20 protein-coding genes are annotated in these 18,784 nt (G+C 55.1%); 10 read left to right on the top strand and 10 right to left on the bottom strand.

Going from position 1 to position 18,784, the window contains the following annotated elements:
* Positions 1-2 precede the first annotated feature (2 nt).
* The 5 genes from AC2TEL_RS01230 to AC2TEL_RS01210 all read right to left on the bottom strand — a co-directional run bounded on the left by AC2TEL_RS01230 (position 3) and on the right by AC2TEL_RS01210 (position 4,904).
* Positions 3-986: a glycosyltransferase family 2 protein gene (locus AC2TEL_RS01230; protein ID WP_480901488.1), complete on the bottom strand. Its 984-nt coding sequence runs from the start codon at positions 984-986 to the stop codon at positions 3-5.
* Positions 987-1,100: 114 nt separating this feature from the next.
* The gene (gene nagA / locus AC2TEL_RS01225) at positions 1,101-2,237 is read right to left on the bottom strand and encodes an N-acetylglucosamine-6-phosphate deacetylase (RefSeq protein ID WP_480901487.1); all 1,137 of its coding nucleotides are present in this window, start codon (positions 2,235-2,237) and stop codon (positions 1,101-1,103) included.
* Positions 2,234-3,262, bottom strand: a complete 1,029-nt coding sequence (locus AC2TEL_RS01220; protein WP_480901486.1) for an SIS domain-containing protein — start codon at positions 3,260-3,262, stop codon at positions 2,234-2,236. Before AC2TEL_RS01220 ends, nagA begins: the two co-directional genes overlap by 4 nt.
* Before the next feature lie 12 nt (positions 3,263-3,274).
* Entirely contained in the window at positions 3,275-4,030 is a 756-nt protein-coding gene (locus AC2TEL_RS01215; RefSeq protein ID WP_480839054.1) for a GntR family transcriptional regulator, read from the bottom strand.
* Positions 4,017-4,904, bottom strand: a complete 888-nt coding sequence (locus tag AC2TEL_RS01210; RefSeq protein ID WP_480901485.1) for a glucosamine kinase nucleotide-binding domain-containing protein — start codon at positions 4,902-4,904, stop codon at positions 4,017-4,019. The genes AC2TEL_RS01215 and AC2TEL_RS01210 overlap by 14 nt, the downstream gene beginning before the upstream one ends.
* Positions 4,905-5,065: 161 nt before the next feature.
* Between AC2TEL_RS01210 and AC2TEL_RS01205 the strand changes: the two genes are divergently transcribed.
* From AC2TEL_RS01205 to AC2TEL_RS01165, 9 genes are all read left to right on the top strand, one after another.
* Positions 5,066-5,989, top strand: coding sequence for an N-acetylmuramic acid 6-phosphate etherase (locus tag AC2TEL_RS01205; RefSeq protein ID WP_480901484.1), 924 nt, complete (start codon positions 5,066-5,068; stop codon positions 5,987-5,989).
* Positions 5,986-7,239: an ABC transporter substrate-binding protein gene (locus tag AC2TEL_RS01200; protein ID WP_480901483.1), complete on the top strand. Its 1,254-nt coding sequence runs from the start codon at positions 5,986-5,988 to the stop codon at positions 7,237-7,239. The genes AC2TEL_RS01205 and AC2TEL_RS01200 overlap by 4 nt, the downstream gene beginning before the upstream one ends.
* 68 nt (positions 7,240-7,307) lie before the next feature.
* Complete coding sequence (locus AC2TEL_RS01195) at positions 7,308-8,222, top strand: carbohydrate ABC transporter permease (RefSeq protein ID WP_480839046.1); 915 nt, start codon at positions 7,308-7,310, stop codon at positions 8,220-8,222.
* 10 nt (positions 8,223-8,232) lie between these two features.
* A complete protein-coding gene (locus AC2TEL_RS01190) occupies positions 8,233-9,072 on the top strand; it encodes a carbohydrate ABC transporter permease (protein WP_480901482.1) in 840 nt (279 codons plus the stop codon).
* On the top strand, positions 9,069-10,100 hold the full coding sequence (locus tag AC2TEL_RS01185; protein WP_480901481.1) for a Gfo/Idh/MocA family protein: 1,032 nt from the start codon (positions 9,069-9,071) through the stop codon (positions 10,098-10,100). The genes AC2TEL_RS01190 and AC2TEL_RS01185 overlap by 4 nt, the downstream gene beginning before the upstream one ends.
* Positions 10,097-11,092 carry an ABC transporter ATP-binding protein gene (locus AC2TEL_RS01180; RefSeq protein ID WP_480839040.1) on the top strand — a complete coding sequence of 332 codons (996 nt, stop codon included), beginning with the start codon at positions 10,097-10,099 and terminating at the stop codon, positions 11,090-11,092. Before AC2TEL_RS01185 ends, AC2TEL_RS01180 begins: the two co-directional genes overlap by 4 nt.
* Before the next feature lie 516 nt (positions 11,093-11,608).
* Positions 11,609-12,148, top strand: a complete 540-nt coding sequence (locus tag AC2TEL_RS01175; protein WP_480901479.1) for a hypothetical protein — start codon at positions 11,609-11,611, stop codon at positions 12,146-12,148.
* Positions 12,145-12,642, top strand: coding sequence for a hypothetical protein (locus AC2TEL_RS01170; RefSeq protein WP_480901478.1), 498 nt, complete (start codon positions 12,145-12,147; stop codon positions 12,640-12,642). Before AC2TEL_RS01175 ends, AC2TEL_RS01170 begins: the two co-directional genes overlap by 4 nt.
* Positions 12,639-13,124: a hypothetical protein gene (locus AC2TEL_RS01165; protein ID WP_480901476.1), complete on the top strand. Its 486-nt coding sequence runs from the start codon at positions 12,639-12,641 to the stop codon at positions 13,122-13,124. The genes AC2TEL_RS01170 and AC2TEL_RS01165 overlap by 4 nt, the downstream gene beginning before the upstream one ends.
* Before the next feature lie 93 nt (positions 13,125-13,217).
* On the opposite strand, the gene AC2TEL_RS01160 is transcribed toward AC2TEL_RS01165, so the two are convergent.
* Positions 13,218-13,712, bottom strand: a complete 495-nt coding sequence (locus AC2TEL_RS01160) for a hypothetical protein (protein ID WP_480901475.1) — start codon at positions 13,710-13,712, stop codon at positions 13,218-13,220.
* 214 nt (positions 13,713-13,926) lie between these two features.
* Here AC2TEL_RS01160 and AC2TEL_RS01155 point away from each other — a divergent pair, with 214 nt between their 5' ends.
* Entirely contained in the window at positions 13,927-14,322 is a 396-nt protein-coding gene (locus tag AC2TEL_RS01155) for a thermonuclease family protein (RefSeq protein ID WP_480901851.1), read from the top strand.
* Here the strand turns inward: AC2TEL_RS01155 and AC2TEL_RS01150 are convergent.
* The 4 genes from AC2TEL_RS01150 to AC2TEL_RS01135 all read right to left on the bottom strand — a co-directional run bounded on the left by AC2TEL_RS01150 (position 14,319) and on the right by AC2TEL_RS01135 (position 17,198).
* Positions 14,319-14,573: a hypothetical protein gene (locus tag AC2TEL_RS01150; RefSeq protein WP_480901474.1), complete on the bottom strand. Its 255-nt coding sequence runs from the start codon at positions 14,571-14,573 to the stop codon at positions 14,319-14,321. The two genes, AC2TEL_RS01155 and AC2TEL_RS01150, sit on opposite strands and share 4 nt — an antisense overlap.
* On the bottom strand, positions 14,566-15,342 hold the full coding sequence (locus AC2TEL_RS01145) for a hypothetical protein (protein ID WP_480901473.1): 777 nt from the start codon (positions 15,340-15,342) through the stop codon (positions 14,566-14,568). Before AC2TEL_RS01145 ends, AC2TEL_RS01150 begins: the two co-directional genes overlap by 8 nt.
* A complete protein-coding gene (locus tag AC2TEL_RS01140) occupies positions 15,332-16,024 on the bottom strand; it encodes a hypothetical protein (protein WP_480901472.1) in 693 nt (230 codons plus the stop codon). The genes AC2TEL_RS01145 and AC2TEL_RS01140 overlap by 11 nt, the downstream gene beginning before the upstream one ends.
* Before the next feature lie 589 nt (positions 16,025-16,613).
* Positions 16,614-17,198, bottom strand: a complete 585-nt coding sequence (locus tag AC2TEL_RS01135; RefSeq protein ID WP_480901471.1) for an HNH endonuclease signature motif containing protein — start codon at positions 17,196-17,198, stop codon at positions 16,614-16,616.
* Positions 17,199-18,784 lie beyond the last annotated feature (1,586 nt).

Below are 18,784 nucleotides of genomic sequence, written 5' to 3'. Positions count from 1 at the left end.
TCTCAAACAAGATTATCCGCAAGCCACGAACGGAATTCCACCCAGTCCGGACGCATTTTGATTTCCGAAACCTTGCTGCGGTGCCATTCGCAAGCTTGCGCGTGAAGACGCCCAAGTTCAGGGTCTGCCTTCAATTCGGCCAAAAAGGGCGCTGCACGCTCTGCCACAGGTAGGATCGACCGGTCTTCCTCTTTGTTGGCATTCATGTCCAGCCAGTAGGCCTGCCCCTGATCCACCTTGATGTGGTTGGTTCGCCCCCGATCGCGCTTGATCAGAAAACCATCCAACGACCGCACGGAATAGTGATGAATACGGCCAAAAGAATGGTCAAATCCACGCCAGGCCCGCCACCCAACGTCTTTGGCAGGGAACAGATTACCCCCGGCGTCGGACCAGGCGACTTCGTGTTCCTTGCCCTCTTCCATACCTTTCGGTCGGTGGGGGCCGTAGCGGGTGAATTTACCATTGTTCCGGAACAGTGTTTTTAAACCAAAGGCACGCCCTGAGTGATGCGGAAACTCCAGGTCAGCCATGGAAAACAGTTGCGTCACCGGCTTGTCCTCAAGGCTGATGTTGCCGGAGCTTCCGAACAATTTCCATGCGAAGGAAATTGCATCGACAGGTTGCCCTGCCTTGCCCTCAACTGCATCAATCAGCGCCGCAAAGCTATTGTCGCCGCAACGAATATTCCAGAATTCGTCCACGTCCATGCACATCAGCCAGTCGGCCTCTTTGACCTTCGGGTGGCGCCGGGCGCGCCTCAGCATCTGGTGCTGCGGATTGCCCCCCTCGGCGACCGCATTGTCGACAAAAGAGACCAGACCCATCGCCACGAGCCTTCGGGCGATGTCATCGGTTCCGTCCTCACAATCGTTCGTGAAGATCACAAAGTGGTCGACACCCAACGAACGATGGTAGGCCACCCATTCCAGCATGTAGGGGCCTTCATTCTTCATCGTTGTGAATACGGTGATGGTCTGGGGCATTTACGCTGTTCCGGAAACTGCTTTGCTCCCTTTCTTACACAACCCCACGGGCGGCGGCGAGCGGGGATTTCCACGCCGCGCTCAACTGATGCACAGCTACACCCGATTGAGTTCTCAGTGCGCAAAAACAGGTGTTGCACCTGACAGGTCCGGTGCGATCCGGATCATTTGCGACAACTTCATCGGCTGATCATTTTCCCGCTTCGAAATGAACTCGGCCGGGACACTGGTTGCCGCCGCCAAGGCCTCCGCCAGCGGGACACCGACGGCTTCGGTCAGAACCCGGACTGCCGTTGTCAGATCAAGATCGGCCCCTGCCAGGGTTCCGTCCTGCAAGGTCAGCCGACCGCCTTCGCGCCGGATCAGGCGGCCTTCCAGCCGGAATTCACCTTGGGTCGTTCCGGCAACAGCCATTGCGTCGCTGACCAGAAAGATCCGACCGGGCCCTCGTTTCGCTGCCCAGGCCGAGCGCATGGTTTCGGGATGAACATGGACGGCATCCGCGATCAGGCCCGCTGACAACTGGCCACAGGACAGTGCCGCACCGACCAACCCCGGCTCGCGACTGCCAAGCTGGCTCATGGCGTTGAACAGATGGGTCGTGCCACGCGCTCCAGCCTGCGCATAGGCCATGCAAGTGTTGAAGGTCGCATCCGTATGACCCAATGACACGATCACCCCTTCGCGCGCCAGCGTCTCTACCTGTTCCACGGCTACGTTTTCCGGCGCCAGAGTGACCATGAGCGCCGGCAGCACCTGCGCGGCCATCAGAATCTGGGCCAGATCCGCCTCTTCCATAGGTCGGATAAGCGCCGCGTCATGCGCCCCTTTGCGGCGCTCGGACAGGTGCGGGCCTTCCAAATGAAGTCCAGCGATGCCGGATACTTCCGCGTTGACGGCATCGATTGCGGCGCTGATCGCAGCACGAGTTTTTTCCGGCGTATCCGTGATCAAGGTCGGCAGGATCGAGGTTGCGCCCAGCGCACGATGCGCCGACGCTATGCGCGTCAAAGTTTGAACCGAGGGGTCGTCATTGAACATGACACCACCGCCCCCATTCACCTGCAAATCGACGTAGCCGGGGCTCAGGATATCTCCGAACAGGTTTTCGACCACCTCATCCGCAGCAATCTCCGTTTCGGGAACCAGCGCCTGAAGCAATCCATCCCTGAACCGCGCGGCAAATCCGGTACGCAACGTCTTGCCGTCAAAGATTGGTCCGTCGGTGAAGGTTACAGACTGCGCGCTCATACCGTTTCAGTCACTTTTTTCAGGTGTCGCGGTGTATCCGGATTGATCCCGCGTTGCGTTGCCACTGTTTCGACCATGCCGTAAAAGGATGCAATGGCTGTAACCGGGTCCGTCATCCAATGGGGCGTACGGACATGCGGCAAAGGTGTTGCCTGCTGCACCCGATCGGTCGTCGCGAACACCTGCGCGCCCTTGGCGGCCAGAGCGTCAGCAACTTCGGCAATATTGGCCTCGGCCGCGTCACCGGATGAGAAGGCGAGCACCGGAAAACCCTGATCGACAATCGAGACCGGGCCGTGCAGCACTTCGGCCGAGGAATAGCTCTCGGCGTGAATTTGACAAGTTTCCTTGAACTTCAGCGCCGCTTCATTGGATATCGCCCAGGAAGTGCCGCGCCCCAGCGTATACAGTGACTGACCACTGACGGCTTCGACAACCGGGCTCCAATCGCATGCGATCGCCACTTCCAAAGCTTCAGGCAGACTGCGGATCGATGCCAACAGGGACTGATCACGTTTGATTTCTGCAAGAAGCCAAATGCCGGTAACCAGAGAAGTTACAAATGTCTTGGTCGCAGCCACGCTAAGTTCAGGTCCGGCATGGATGGGCAAGGCGGAGGTCGACACCTCGGCCAAGGCGGAACCGGTGTTGTTTGTGATGGCGACGGAATAAGCACCCCCATCCGTCAGCGACTTCGTAAGCTGCACGATATCCGGGCTCTGCCCGGATTGCGAAACTGCGATGCACAACGCTCCGTCACAGCGCATGTCCACGCCGTAGATCGACTTTACCGAAGGCCCGACCGACGCCATCGGCAGACCCAAGAGCAACTCGGACACGTATTTCAGATAGCTGCAGGCGTGATCGGATGAACCTCGCGCGACGGAAATCAAAAAGCGCGGATCGCGCGCCCTGATTTCCCCGGCAGCCTTGGCAATGGCGCCCGCATCGTTGCTAAGCAAGCGGTCCACGGCGCAGGGGATTTCGTTGATTTCCTTGCGCATTTGGGAGGTTTCGCTGGACATGGTCCGAACCTTTCAGTTTGACAGGCGCAGCTCGGCCACGAAATCGTAGGCTTCGCCGTGATAGATTGATCGGGTCAGCTCCGCGACCCGCCCGCTTTCGAGGTATGACGTGCGCTGGATGCGCAACCCCGCCGTGCCTTCCGCGCAGTCAAGAAGCTGGGCTTCGGTTTCCCCAAGATTGATGGCTGATATCTTCTGAATTGCCCGAACCGGACGATGCCCCAACTCTTCAAGCACGGCATAGAGCGACCCTGACACCTCGGTTGGGTTGGGCAGAATGTCGAGCGGCAAAGCAGCGCGCTCCAACGCCATGGGGCGGCCGCCCGCTTCGCGTAGCCGGTGGATACGGGCAACCTGCTCACCCGCCGACAGACCCAATGCCATCATCTCTTCCGGCGAGGGTAGGAAAATCCCACGTTCCAGCCAGGTGGACGTGGTTTTGAGACCGCGCCGCTCCATGTCCTCGGTAAAGGACGTCAGATGTGACAGGGACTGTTCGACCCGCGCAACGGGCTCGCGCACGAATGACCCCGACCCCTGACGCTGTTCGATCGCACCCTTGCGAACCAGCTCCTGAATGGCTTTCCTCACGGTGACACGAGACAGATCGGTCAGCTCAGCGATTTCGCGTTCGGGCGGCAAAGAACTGTTGGGGGGCAGGATACCGTCCTCGATCCCCTGCTCAAGCCGCTGACGCAGTTGCACATAGCGGGGACCAGCGGTCCGGCCCAGCCAACCTTCGGGACGCAGAAAATCAGCAACGCTCATTTTCGATCTCCTCTTGAAATTCACGTGCCAGCGCCAATGCCCCGGCCACTGGGTCGCCAATTGGTTCAGCCAGATCCAATTGCATTTCTGCAGGCAAATATGGCGCGTGATGAGGGCCAATCCCGCCCGTCAGGCAAACCGGCATTCCGGGCACCCACCCCATTCTTATCATCCGATCAGACAGATACTCGGCCGCGTCCCGCATGATTGATATGGCAACCAAGTCCCCCTTCTTGGCGAATTCGGTCACGACCGGAGCCATTGCGCCAAATTCCGTTGGCGACATGCTTGCAGCCACCCGTACAACCTCCGCTGCCCCATCGAGCCGCCGCAGCAGGTCCTCCACCATTTCAGACTGTTCCGTCAGCCCGTCCACCCGCTCCAGCGCCTTCGACAATGCCAGCCGCCCGACCCATTGGGCCGACGCCTGATCTCCCAGAACAGGACCCCACCCACCGGCAAAGCGCATTTCGCCAGCGCGCTGCGCCGCTATGAAAGAACCGGTTCCGCAATGGGCGACAAATCCGTCCATCGGACCCAACGCCCCACGCAACGCCGACGCCCTGTCATCCGCGATACGAACTCGTTTCAAAGGGAGCGCTGCGACAAGCCGATTGGCCAATGCATCGCCGGTTATCCCGGCCAGCCCCAGATAGGCAGGCGCTTCGGCAAGCTTGCCCACCCTGATCCCAACGCGCGCCGCCAGCATATCCAATCCGCGGATCAACTCGGCGCATGCCGCATCGAAATCGGTGGAAACATTTGCCGCTCCGACCTCAATCTGCTGCGTCTCGTCACCGTCAGTCAGGGCGATACGACACCGCGTTCCACCGCCATCGACAGCCAGACAAATGTTTTCCAGGAAATTAGCCATGGAAGGACCTTTATAATACCTTTCGTAAATTTAGAAGACCTAAATATAACCAAACTCCAAAAAAGCAGCCGAAATGGGCGTGATATTTGCGATTTCAACAAAATGGTAGACTAATGGTATCTAAAAGGTATGATGCCAGAAACCTAGGGAGGGAGAATCACGTGCTCACACCAGTGACGGAGCAACTGCATCAGGACGCGATCGGACTGGACACCCGACCCCCGACCGATGTCGCCGCACTGCTTGGGCAATCACAGGCCGAGGCAGCCAAGGCACCTCTAGGCGCGACTGATCAAATCAGCTCGGGCGCAAAATCCATGGCCAAAACAATCCGGTCTGGTGGCGTGTTGCGCTATCTGGCGGCTGGATCCTCGGGGTTGATGGCGGCGTCGGACGCGCTGGAACTTGGGGGAACGTTCTCGATCCCGACTGAACAAATTCGCATCCACATGGCGGGCGGACTGCCCACAGGCACTGAAATGCCCGGCGATTCCGAGGATGCCACAAACACGCTGGAGGCGGAACTGGCCTGCCTTTCCCCCGTTGACACGATCATCGCCGTCTCGGCCAGCGGGACAACGCCCTACACTGTCGCCGCGGCCAAGATTGCCCGGACCCTGGGTTCAACCGTCATCGGAATTGCCAACAATGCCGGATCAACATTGCTGCAATTGGCCGACCACGCGATCCTGTTGCCCACACCGCCCGAGCTTGTTTCGGGTTCCACCCGCATGGGGGCCGGTACTGCCCAAAAAATTGCGCTGAACATGCTCTCGACCCTCATGGCGGTGGAACTGGGCCACATTCAGGACGGCATGATGATCAACCTGAAGGCGGACAACGACAAACTGCGCGCGCGCGCAAATGGGATTGTGTGTCGCCTGACTGGCGTTACGCCCGAACGCGCGGAGTCCGCTTTGACCGAGGCAGACGGCAACCTGAAATGCGCCGCCCTTTTGGCCGCGGGCGCCGCGTCATTGGAAGCTGCGCGGGCCATGCTGCTTGAGACAAGCGACCACCTTCGCCCCGCGTTGGCGCGATTGAACGACAACAACGAACCTATCAACCTGGGAGAAACCAAATGACACGCAAAGTTCTAAGTCTGGCCTTTCTGGGCACCGCGCTCGTCGCCAGCGGCGCCTACGCGCAAGACGCAACGCTGACCATCGAAAGCTGGCGGAATGACGATCTGGCCCTGTGGCAGGAAAAGATCATTCCGGCGTTCGAGGCAAAGCATCCAGGCATCAAGGTGATCTTTGCCCCGTCGGCACCTGCGGAATACAACGCCGTACTGAACTCCAAGCTTGATGCCGGATCAGCAGGTGACTTGATTACCTGCCGCCCATTCGACGCGTCGCTGGCGCTGTTTGAGGCGGGTCATCTGACTGACCTGTCCGACCTCGAAGCCATGAGCAACTTCTCGGATGTCGCCAAGTCCGCATGGCAGACCGACGATGCCGCGGCCACGTTCTGCGTTCCGATGGCGTCGGTGATCCATGGGTTCATTTACAACAAGGACGCGTTCAACGAATTGGGTATCGAGGTCCCTACGACCGAGGACGAGTTTTTTGCCGCGCTGGACAAGATCAGGGAAGACGGCACGTATATCCCCATGGCGATGGGCACCAACGACCAATGGGAAGCCGCCACGATGGGCTACAATAACATCGGCCCGAACTACTGGAGGGGTGAGGAAGGCCGATTGGCGCTGATCAAAGGCGAGCAAAAGCTGACCGACCCCCAGTGGGTTGCGCCCTATGCAACACTGGCCAAATGGGGTCCTTACCTGGGAGACGGATACGAGGCACAGACCTATCCGGATAGCCAGAATCTGTTTACTCTGGGCCGCGCTGCGATCTATCCAGCGGGCAGCTGGGAAATCGCGGGTTTCAACACTCAGGCAGATTTCGAAATGGGCGCATTCAAACCGCCGGTACAGAATGCCGGCGACACCTGCTACATCTCGGACCACACGGATATCGGCATCGGTATGAATGCCGCCAGCGAAAACCAGGAGGCCGCGCGTACCTTCCTGGCTTGGGTCGCCAGTCCGGAATTTGCCAACATCTTTGGCAACGCCCTGCCCGGCTTCTTTCCTCTGTCCAGCGCACCTGTGGAACTGGAAGATCCGCTAGCAAAAGAAATCGTTGGCTGGCGAGATGAGTGCGAAAGCACGATCCGCTCGACCTACCAGATCCTGTCGCGAGGAACACCGAACCTTGAAAACGAGACCTGGGGCGCATCCGTCGCTGCGATCAAGGGCGCCGATACACCAGAAGCGTTAGGTCAGAAGCTGCAGGAAGGTCTGGCCAGCTGGTATGCGCCGCATCAATAAAACCTGACGGTTGACACTTCCGGACGCGCCCGCTGCGTCGCGTCCGGCATCTTTTCCGGAGTTCCCGCATGCAAACCCGCCGCATCAGATGGCACATTGCCGTATTCCTTGCACCTGCGGTGCTGGTCTACACGACGGTAATGATCTTCCCCTTGTTCAACACGCTGCGTCTTGCGCTGTTCACCGAGGTTGATCAGACCCGCGTCTATGTCGGGTTGCAGAATTTCCGCACACTGTTTTTTGACCCGCTCTGGTCCGAGCAATTCTGGAACGCACTGGGCAATAATTTCTGGTTCTTCCTCATTCACATGCTGGTGCAAAACCCTATCGGCATCGCCCTGGCCGCGATCCTGTCTCATCCCCGCCTGCGCTTTGCCGCGCTCTATCGATCGGCGATCTTCATCCCGACAATTCTCAGCTTTGTGATCGTGGGCTTCGCCTGGAAGCTGATCCTTTCGCCGCTCTGGGGTATTGCGCCGTCGATGCTGGATGCCATTGGCTTGAAGTCCCTCTTCGCCCCTTGGCTGGGCAAGGAAGAATACGCGCTGACAACCCTCGCGCTGGTCTCGGTCTGGCAATTCGTCGGCATCCCGATGATGCTGATCTATGCCGCCCTTCTTTCGATCCCCGAAGAGATTCTGGAGGCCGGGGAGATTGATGGCATCACCGGCGCTTCGGCCTTCTGGAAGATCAAACTGCCGCTGATCCTGCCTTCGATCGGCATCATTTCAATCCTGACATTCGTTGGAAATTTCAACGCGTTCGACCTGATCTATGTGTCTCAGGGTGCGTTGGCGGGGCCTGATTTCTCGACCGATATTCTGGGCACCTTCATGTACCGCACCTTCTTTGGCTTCCAGTTGCAGCTGGGTGATCCGCATATGGGATCGGCCATCGCGGGCGCCATGTTCGCAATCATCCTTGTTGGTGTGTGTATCTACTTGTTCGGCATCCAGACCCGGATGCGCCGGTATCAGCTGTAAGGGTTTGGACATGAACAAAGCACGCTCAAACCCACTAAATACTGCCGCGATGCATGGTGCGCTGATCCTCTACACGCTGATTGCCCTGTTTCCGGTCTTTGTGATCATCATCAACAGCTTCAAGTCCCGTCGCGCCATTTTTCGCGAGCCTCTCGCCCTGCCCGACGCCGAAAGCTTTTCTCTGATCGGCTACCAGACTGTTATGAAACAGGGGGATTTCTTCCTCTACTTCCAGAATTCGCTGATCGTCACCGTGGCATCGCTGGCCTTCATCCTGTTGTTCGGGGCGATGGCCGCCTTCGCGCTCAGCGAATACCGGTTCAAGGGCAACATGCTGATGGGCCTTTATCTGGCCCTTGGCATCATGATTCCGATCCGCATCGGCACCGTCGCCATATTGGAGATGATGGTCGCCACCGGGCTGGTAAACACGCTCTGGGCACTGATCCTCGTCTACACGGCGCAGGGATTGCCACTGGCGGTGTTCATCCTGTCCGAGTTCATGCGGCAGGTGTCCGATGATCTGAAAAACGCCGGACGCGTGGATGGTCTTTCGGAATACACGATCTTCTTCCGGCTGGTCCTGCCGCTGGTCCGCCCTGCCATGGCCACTGTCGCCGTATTCAACATGATCCCGATCTGGAATGACCTCTGGTTCCCGCTGATCCTGGCACCATCGGAAGAAACCAAAACCCTGACGCTGGGCAGCCAGGTCTTCATCGGCCAGTTCGTCACCGACTGGAACGCGGTTCTGTCGGCCCTCAGCATGGCGATTCTGCCGGTACTGGTTCTCTATGTCATCTTCTCGCGCCAGCTGATCCGCGGCATCACATCAGGAGCTGTCAAATGACACGTGTCATCATTGCAGGCCTCGGCAATATGGGCCTCAGCCACGCGCTGGCTCTTCACAACAACCCGAAAGCCGAGGTCGTCGGGCTGGTCAATCGGTCTGCTGTCGACCTGCCGCCCGAGCTGCAGGCGTATCCATTTTTCAAGACATTCGAGGAAGGCCTTCAAACCAAACCCGATCTGGTGGTTGTTGCGACCTACTCCGACAGCCATGCTGATTATGCCTGCGCTGCGATGGACGCTGGCGCGCATGTCTTCGTGGAAAAGCCACTGGCAACCACCGCAGCTGATGCCCGGCGCGTCGTGACGAAAGCCATTGAGACAAACCGAAAACTGGTTGTCGGTTACATCCTGCGCCATCATCCCTCCTGGATGCGCCTGATCGCCGAAGCGCGCGACCTTGGTGGGCCTTATGTCTTCCGCCTGAACCTCAACCAACAAAGCAGCGGGCCTGAGTGGGAGACACATAAGGCACTGATGCAGACCACCTCACCCATTGTCGATTGCGGCGTGCATTATGTCGACGTGATGTGCCAGATCACCGACTCCGACCCTGTGCGCGTGAATGGTATGGGCCTGCGACTGAGCGACGAGATTGCCCCGGACATGTATAACTATGGCCAGTTTCAGGTGGTGTTCGAGGACGGCTCGGTCGGCTGGTACGAAGCAGGCTGGGGGCCAATGATGTCGGAAACCGCGTTCTTCGTGAAAGATATCTTGTCGCCCAACGGATCGGTCTCGATCACAGACGCCAACAAGGGCGCGTCGGCGGATATTGACGGCCACACCAAGGTCGGCGGCCTTCTGGTCCATCGTCCCGACGGCGATAAGTTGATCGACATGCCCGACGAACCCGGCCACCAGGCGCTTTGCGACGCCGAGCAGGCCTACATGCTGCGCGCCATCGCTGAGGATATCGACCTGACCCGCCACATGAACGACGCCGTCCAATCCCTTGCCATCTGTCTGGCCGCGGATGAAAGCATCCGCACGGGCCGACCCATTTCGCTGAAAGAGGCAAAGCAATGACCGCCCTGACGCTGCAAAACGTAAACAAGTCCTTCGGCAACGTGAAGGTCCTGAAGGACATCAACATTGAAGTGGATGAAGGCGAATTCGTCGTCTTCGTCGGCCCCTCGGGATGCGGAAAGTCCACCCTACTTCGGGTCATCGCCGGGCTGGAAGATGTCACATCCGGCGAGGTCCGCATCGGTGGCGAGCTGATGAACCTCACCCCGCCTTCAAAGCGCGGAATCGCGATGGTCTTTCAAAGCTATGCGCTCTACCCCCACTTGAACGTGCGAAAGAACATGTCGCTGGCGCTCAAGCAGGAAGGTCAGAGCAAACAGGTGATCGATGAACGCGTCTCCAAGGCCAGCAAGATGCTGAATCTTGAGCCGTATATCGAGCGCTATCCATCCGAGCTGTCCGGTGGTCAGCGTCAGCGCGTCGCCATCGGCCGCGCCATTGTGCGCGAACCCAAATTGTTTCTTTTTGACGAGCCGCTGTCCAATCTCGACGCTGCCTTGCGCATGAACACAAGGCTAGAGATCGCTAACCTGCACCAGCAACTCGATGCGTCCATGATCTACGTGACGCATGACCAGACCGAAGCGATGACCTTGGCTGACAAGATTGTCGTACTACGCGACGGTCGCGTCGAACAGGTTGGCAGCCCGATGGAGCTTTATAACAATCCGGCCAATCAGTTTGTCGCCGGTTTCCTCGGTGCACCCTCAATGAACTTCTTCCCCGCCAGCTTGATTGGTGAAAGTGCTGAAATCACGACGGGCATCCGTCCCGAAGATTTGTATCTGGAAGATGACGGTCCCATTTCGGCCAACGTCACCCACGTAGAACATCTGGGCGGAGACACCAACGTCATTGCAATGGTTCAGGATCACCAGATTACGGCCCGCCTTTTCGGGCAGCATCAGGTAAACGCAGGCCAACCCATTCGATTTGGCTATGCCCCAGACCGCACCTATCGTTTTGATCCGCAGGGCGCGCGCCTAAGCTAGACGCAGAAAGGGTCGCAACACTATCAGGATTTTGGTGCGGTCGAGAAGACTCGAACTTCCACGGGTGTTACCCCACAGCGACCTCAAGTAAACCGCGTGCAAACATTCCGTCTAACGCACTGTAAACTTGGTGTCTTTGACCGCGTGACCTTCTTAGGTTCTTCGCACAGTTAGGTACTGCGAGTACGACTGTTACTGTAACAGAATCCGGGTGGTCAACCCGTACATGTAAGGGTGAGGCAGATTGACTCAGTTTGGGAGCGCAACTTGATTTCGCAGAATCCTCAAGCCACGAACGCAGAGGCCGCAGATTGGCATTGAGCATCCGAATGGCTGTTAGAAAAACTGAAGGGAGGTATGCGAACGGATCCTCCCAACCGTTGCCCGTGAAGTAACCGCATTCGGCTTAAGTGAAACCAGGGTCTTAACAGAAGTGGCGTTCGTAAATAGAAGCGATTCTTGACAAGCTCCTTTTTCAGTACTATTTTTTCTGAATTATAAACTTAGGAGCTAATATTGACTATTTCCAGTATATATATTCCTTTTGAAAAGGAACTTTATGATGACCTTGTCCGTTTCAGCAACGGTGAATTGGATGTGGCTGCTTTCGCACAGGAGCAGATTATGGACTTCCTAGAAAGAAACCTAGGCGGAGCAACCCAAAGTCTGTTTGGCTCGCGATCCGCAGACTTCTATCGCAAGTATTTCCCGGAGTATGCGGAAGAAGTGGAGGAGCGATTACGCCGTGCCGAAGAGTTGGAGTTGGAAGAGTTGCTCGCAAAACCGCTCGTCTGGAAGGAGATCACGGTGAAGTCTGGTACGAAAGTTCGCATGCAATACGGCGGCACACACCACTTTGCTATCGTAAAAGATGGGAAGATTGAGGATGAAAGAGGAAGGTTTTCACCCTCACAATGGGCGAAAGAGATCGCCAACGGTACGAGCCGCAATGCATGGCGCGACATCGAGTTTAGAGAAGATGGATCAATCCATTGGTACCTAGCAGAGTACTTGCGTGACAAAGCTCGTCGCAAAAACCTGGAGAGTGACAAATGACAAATAGAAGTATCGCAATGCAACGGGCCGCAATAAGTCACCAGATTCGAGAAATGCCGATCGAAGGTTTGATCGACGGAACACTCGAAAGACTAATCCACGAAGAAAGAGCACTTAAGTCAGAGGCTGAGAAGTGTCCGATGGGGCCACCCATAGCACGCAAACGGGGACTATTCTCTTCTCGGTTGAAAGCTGTGCTTGCCGGTACTGACTCGCGCCTCACCGCTATCGAAGCACTTGTCTTTGATCTGAGAGAGCTCGCGGGAAGCGACCCCGATGACTTTTACTACGCATTAGCTGATCAAGTTCGCGGCAGGTCCCGAAATCACATCGCGCGTTGCCGGTCTCAGGTTTATCCGGAACGTCCAGATCTCGCGCTCGAATACGTGACGAAGTTGGCTGAAGGTTGGTGCCTGGGCACAAATATTTCGAATTGTGAAAAGGAGAGAATACTTAAAGCCGCCTGCGAGCTGCGCGGAGTTGAGCCTATTTGACCGAACAAGTCTTAGGTGCGCACAATTCACCGCTTACCAATGGGGCAAAGATGGCACTGATAGCTCGTGGAATGTATAAATTGATCCTTAGAGTGGATGTAGAGCAGGACATCTTGCAGGAAGGTTGGAAATTTGTCCTATCAATGACGCTTCCCTCTTGTTGGGAAGATCGGCAGCTAGGGACCCCATCATTTGATGGTGAAATTCTCTGCATTTCTGCGATGAGTTCGAAAGATATGTCGGTGATCTCTGAAAGGCTGGTGTCATTTGGATTTCGTTGGACCAAAGATCTCGTCGGCGCTGACTTTGCTTGGTTCGCCTTTGAGACCCCAAAACTAGATTGGCTCGAAGCAGTTCAAGCTTTTCCGATGAAAGAGGATCTATCAGAGGTCGAACTGTGGCAGCTACGCGGGTCCCAGCAGAGATATTTCTCCAAGCACGATGGTCGCGTATACTGGCGCGGAGTGGACTACAATTGGTAGCCCATAAACTTCTAAACAATCATAGATACAAAGCTTTGAATTGCAAAAAATTGACCTGTTAAGCGAATCCGTTTTGCTTGAGAATTCCTTATCTCAAATTTTGTCCGCTTTCGGCACACTCGCCAAAAACCTAAGCTCCCCGCTCTCCCATCCATCCTCAAACGCTTGGCCCAAACGCAACTTTTCTACATCCGTCTTACAGCAAGGGTAAACCAGCCCAACAACATTTTGATACATGTGCCGCGCCCTACTCTTCTCGTCGCGGTAGAAGAGCCGCATGTACCCATCAATGGCGTTGAAGAGCATTCCAGAGCGGTTGTTTGTTTCTCGGCTTTGTGGGCGTCGGTTTAATTCTTTGTTGGCTTGATCGAAAAGTTCTGGGCCAAGGATCGACAAGGCGTCGTTTGGCAATGCACTCAGAGAAGCCCTGAGAGACTCGCTGAGGGGTGATTGGGGTTTGGTGATGGGTGCGGACTCTTGGGCGGTTTGAGGGGGCGCTGAGTCCGCTGAGGGGCTCTGGGCTTCATCCTCAACAACCTGATGACAACCAGGCTCGTCTATGGTTTCATTTGGGTACTTCATTTTCAACCTATGGGAAACTTAATCTTTGGAATTGTTTTTAGTCGTCCTGTTTGTCGTTGGGCTTCTTTTCTTCGCACTTCGAAACAAAGGCTCAGGAAGGAAGGTCGAACCGCCAACGCGACCAACTATCATTGAAACCAGACCGAGAAGGGAACTAAAGCGCTTCGACGCCACTAGTGCGCACCCGGAAAAGACCGTCCTGCAAGGGACTGCTCACGTAGTGGATGGTGATACAATCGTAGTTCGCAAAACTCAGATACGTCTGTTTGGCGTTGATGCCCCTGAGATCGATCATCCTTTCGGCCAAAAGGCGAAGTGGGCACTTGTTGCGTTATGCAAAGGCCAAACTGTAAGGGTTAAGATAACCGAGAAGGACGCACACGGTCGGACCGTCGCAAAGTGTACTCTGCCAGACGGTCGCGACCTATCAGCTGAAATGGTTAAACTCGGGTTGGCCATCGATTGGCCAAAGTTTTCCGGCGGTTTGTACCGCCCTCTTGAACACCCTAACGCGCGTAGAAAGCTATGGCTGGCGGATGCGAGGCAGAAAGGGCGTATGCATGTGTGGAAACAATTCGAGGCCAAGCAAGCGGCCAGAAAAGCCGACAGCGACTAGGTGTCCACGTCCACTGGGTAGTCCCACTGCTCCGATGGAATCTGATTGTGATAGGAAGTCGCAGGAACCCTTGGGTCGATCGGTTCCACCTTGTTCGACAACACTAGCTTTGCCGCCGTAGAGAGGTCGGTACCGTTGGCGGTACCTTCCTTGATCTTTCCGATTAACTCCCGAACGAGTAGCCCGTTGAGTTCTTCGAGTTCGCCCTGGGTGGCGTTCTTGATGCTATCGGTTTTATTGAGGTCAGGCATACGGTTCTACCAATCGATCAAAGGCGTTGATGGCCGCATCTCTTGTGATCTGCCCCGTTGCGGCCTTGAACCAAATATCTCTAACCGTCTCTCTTTGATCGCGAGTGCCTGTTTCAGCCAAATCAGCTAGAAAGGCTACTCGGTCGATTTCATACCCGTCACCATTGTTAAGGAAGCCTTGTAAGACTCGGTTTCCTACCCCTTCCAACTCGTCAACGGTCTCTCTCGCTTGCTGGGGAGACATGTTCATGTGCCGCTGGAAGTAATCCAAACCGTGCTCGCTAATTTCACCGTTCTGAGCGATATCCTTTCCAACCACTTGTAGAACGTCGGCAGCTTGATCCCCAAAGGCTATCGTCATTTGGTCGCCCAACATTATCGCCTCGGCCTGTCGATCATCTACAGGTTCATTCTCTGAGACAATCTCAGCGCCTTGTAGGGAAGTTTCTTGAGGCGAAGTGAATTGACCGCCACTGATCAACCCAAGCGATTGAGCCATCTCATAAGTCACTTCCATACCTTCTATTACCAACAGATCGGTCGGTTGGTATTCCCCTCCCGCATGGATGCGCATACCGTCACGAGCAACAATGTCGGGGTTATTGTTGGCCTCGGCAGTAGGGATGTGTGCGGAAGCAGTGTTGAAGTGACCCTTGGCACGGGCCTCAGCGGTCACGTCACGAGCCGTAGCTCTCAATTCGCCTGAATTGCCGAGATTGCTGTTAGGTACCGCCGCATTGTCGTCAGCGATGAGGTGTTCAATTGTCATATAATATGTCTTCTTTCTTAGAAATATTGAGTGAGAGGCCAAGAGCCTCATGTGCCTTCTCTAGAAGGCGATGGTCGGAACTCCACGCTTTGCCCATCGCGTGATCGACAGCCTCATGGAGTTCCTTTCCAATGGCCCGGACAATCGGTCCGGCCTTGAAACGGTTGATGGTGACCTTCTTTGTCACCTTCTCAGTGATAGGACGGGGTTGGTTTTGGATCGGATCATCCGACACGTACCAAGGCTTCTCCCAACGGATGATCTTCTCTTCCGTCTTGGTCTTAGTGAAACCTGAGTTGGCCAGTACGAACTTCCCTGCCCATGTATCGACAAAGAAGTTCCGGGCCTTGACTGCCCCACGTTTTCCATCCGGCATCTGCCAGAGGAACTCTGACCAAAGACGACAGGCCATGTATCTGACCATAGCGTCTGACAGTGAGTTCTTCTCTCGGTGAACGTAGTTGGAGAGGATCACCCAGGCTTTGGCCTTCTGGGTGTATCCCATGTTTCCCTCAAGCCGAAAGAACGGCAGAGCAAAGGCCGGGTTGTGGGTAATGGTGCGCTGGGCTGAACCCCAAGAGGACTTGAAGGAACGCTTGGCAAAGTCATTGGTGAGGTAGTCTTCTTCGAGCCATGCCTTGATAGCGGCTTCTAGGGCTCGAAGTTCGCCTTGGGTTGGCAAGCGACCCGTGGGGTGTCCGTATCTACGGTTTCGTTGGTAATGCTCACGGCAGTAACAAGACACACCACGCCTTGGTTTGTCACAACCCGTTACTGTACAAGGTTGGCCTTTATTCGCGCGTTCTTGTTCATTTCGCCTCTGTCGCAGTGCTTCCCGAGAAGCCTTACTTCGCCTTCCCGCCGGGATGCTAGACAAAGGAAGCCTAGGCATCACGTGCGCTTGTCTCTTTCACAAACGTCGAGATGATTACCTTGCCCCCACGTACTTCGTGTACTTTTGGAAGGGTCTTGATAGTAACTCCTACCTTGGCAAGTTCTTGTCGTGCCTCCGAGTCTTTGGGGTACAGATGCATCAACGCATAACGCCGCCAACTAGAATTGTTTATACCTAGGTCGGAACTGACAACGAATGGGTGGTATTCGCCGTCTGGTTTGGTTCGGAAGTATTCGCAAAGAGCGATAGTCTTAAATTTGTTTTTCATTGGTTTGGTTGCTTTGAGGGTTTGTCACCGGTCACTCTGTCTAGTTGACCGATATAGAAAATGACTTCGTTGAAGTGGGTAAGGATGATCGTGAAGTAGTCAGCCAAATCAGGTACTCATGTCCGCCTTGAGCTGCCAGTTGTCGTCGTAAAGGAAAGACAGATAATTCATGGCTGTCTCCGCCAGCAATACAGAGCCAAACTCAAGTTTCCATGGATTTCCTTCTGGCGGCTGAAAGTCCAGCCTGTAGAGACCTCCCGTAGTCTCTGAGATCGACCCAGAGGAACAACAAGAGGAATGGGTAATACTGTTTTCGGAGTTCTGTTTTGGTGTTGTTGCCCTGAGGTTCGACGGTCGGTTGTCCCAACTAATGCGGTTGATGTGATCGATCATCTTGGGTGGTTCCTCACCGTAGTAGAGCAACCAAATGAGACGGTGCATCAGGACCAGGGTGTCGCGTCTGTTTGGCAGGGTTATTCTTACAGTGACCCTAGGATCAGCTTGGGTGGCCTTGCGACCAACCATTTTACCTGCCCATTGGCGATTAAAACTAAGTTGTTGTCGTTCACTCTTAAAGTGACTTCGAGGGCGTTCTCTCCAGAATAGGACACCACTCTCTATCTCCGAAGTATCGAACATCTGATGAAGTAGCAGAAGGTTCTGAGGCGATAGCAGCTTTTGGGTCTTGGTCATTTTTGATTTCTCCTTTGTCAGTGGAAATGAAAAGCCCCGCCGAATGGCGAGGCTGTCTTCGTGATACATACTACGTGGGTGTCGACGTTTTTCGTCTGACGCATCTTATACTACGTGGGTGTCGACGCTTTTTGACGTTTCAACCGTCTCCCAATAGTCGTCGGGTGTATTCGCAATCAGTTCTTCGCGGGTTGTTGGGTACGACTTCCTTGGGAACCGAAACGGGTAAGCCTCACCTGAATAAAATGGGTGGACTCTGTCAGGTGAATATTCTCCCGCCTCCATTTCAAAGCCTGCATCGGTAGGTAGACCATCACCTTCAATATTGGTGACCCACTCCAGATCAAATGGAATGCGAGACTTAATGACATTTGTAATTGTCTCCCGCCAAGGGGATCGTAGACAAAGTATGTTGGTCAACTGCCCGATGGTTCTGTATCCCTTAGGGCTCTTTCGAGGAAAGAGATTGCGCTTCGTCTGGTCGGGTTTGATCCAATAGGGTGCAGTCAATATGTCCCTTACCATAGGCTCGCTACCAGACATGGCGCGTTCGATTGTGGTCAAAAGAAAATCTGCGCGGTCTACGGGTCTAAGTGCGTAAAAGGAATCCCCTAGTTCTTTGGCTAGGTTGAACCGCTCCAAGCGATACCGTCGGTTTTCTGCGAGTGGGTTGGCTTCGCGCGTTCGTCGCTTGCTGTCCGTCTTTCGGCAACGGGCGGAGCAATAAGCTTTGTTTCGTCTGAACTTGAAGAGCGACCCGCAGACTGGACATAGAGTGTGTGAAGGTAAAGGGCTATCGCCCTCCACCAGAGGTTCAATCAGTGCATTCATGTGCTGGAAATTTTTGAGTATCAGAAGCGGTAAACGATTAGTTCACCGGGGTTGCCTTGGGTTAGGCCAAGAGTTTCAACATGTGCTTGGACCTGTGCGGCACTTCTGGCTCGCATAGTTAATATTCTGTCAAGCTTTGCGTCGCCGGTGATAGGATCGACGCTTTTGAAACTGGCTTCGAAAACGGACATAGGTAAGCCTCCAAAGAATTGGTGTTCAAAGAAAATATGTTTGAGAAGTTGTTGCGAACCCCTCGCAAGTAGCGAATGGAGTACCGTTCACAAAAAACCTGAGGACGCGCCCAAATCCGGGGCGACATAGTTTTGTACTCCATATGAGGGGTTTATTATCCGGTAGCGGAGAGAAGTCCTTAGACCTCTCCCCTAACCACATTTTCTTAGATGCCGCAGCTTCCGCCTTTGCCTGAGATTTCACAGATGTCGTGAGTCTCGACAAAGACCTCCCCAGTTCGACCCTGAGCTTCCTTATAGGGAACATGGGTCAACGGCTGTCCACCTCGGGCACCATCTGGGTAGTCTAGCGCAGCAATTATGACTGTTTAAAGAGTATCATTCGCACCAATCCCGTACATACACGCGCCAGCATCTAAGGTAACCACTTGTAATCATTAGAACTACTACGAGTAACAATACCCGAAGCACCAAGGGTTAGGTGTGTGTGTTGTGCCATATGGAGGTTTATTCCCCCTGCTCTGTCTCACAGTGGATCGAAGTGTGGCTGTCGGTTGCCCTGGG

Source organism: Ruegeria sp. HKCCD9138, from assembly GCF_057220975.1.
This window is presented reverse-complemented; position numbering and strand designations above follow the sequence as displayed.